Origin of the sequence: Georgenia sp. 311, assembly GCF_006151955.1 — a bacterium.
Lineage (GTDB): Bacteria > Actinomycetota > Actinomycetes > Actinomycetales > Actinomycetaceae > Oceanitalea > Oceanitalea wutianyii.
In genome coordinates this window covers 33,596-34,211 of the sequence record NZ_VDFS01000067.1, presented here as the reverse complement: position 1 = coordinate 34,211, position 616 = coordinate 33,596, and the positions used below count along the sequence as shown (strand labels likewise).

1 protein-coding gene is annotated in these 616 nt (G+C 73.1%); it reads left to right on the top strand.

Going from position 1 to position 616, the window contains the following annotated elements; translation table 11 throughout:
* On the top strand, positions 1 to 609 hold a 609-nt coding region (locus tag FHE66_RS15205), incomplete at its 5' end, for a CAP domain-containing protein (protein WP_139073825.1).
* Positions 610 to 616 lie beyond the last annotated feature (7 nt).

The following is a 616-nucleotide window of genomic DNA, read 5'->3' as shown; positions in this document are numbered from 1 at the left end:
GGCGACTGGGACGGCCGGGGCGGGGACACCCTCGGGGTGCGCCGCGGGGACGTCTTCCACATGAAGAACACCATCGCCGGCGGCCCGGCGGACATCGTCATGCCCTACGGCGCACGCGGTGACGGGGTCATGGTGGGCGACTGGAACGGCGACGGGCGCGACTCGATCGGCCTGCGCAACGGCGTGAGCCACCCGGTGCCGCCGCGTGTGGGCAGCATGAACGAGTACGACGAGCGGATGATCGAGATGATCAACGCGGAGCGCGCGGCCCGCGACGTCCCGCCCGTGCGCGCCGTGCCGCAGCTGCGCGCCGCCGCCGTGCGCCACTCGACGTGGATGGCCGAGAACGGGATCATCCAGCACGCCGCCACCGCGACGATCGCGGCCGACGCCGCCGCCGTGGGCTGCACCCGCGGCGGGGAGCACATCGTGCGCACGTGGCAGCGGGGGACCGCGCCGGACCCGCGCGACGCGATGAACTGGTACATGAGCTCGGCCGACCACCGCACCGGGATCCTCAACCCGAACAACACCCACGTGGCCACGGGCAGCGTCCAGGCCGGGGACATGGTCTACAACACCCAGCGCTTCGTGCGCGGCTGCTCCTAGGGCCTCA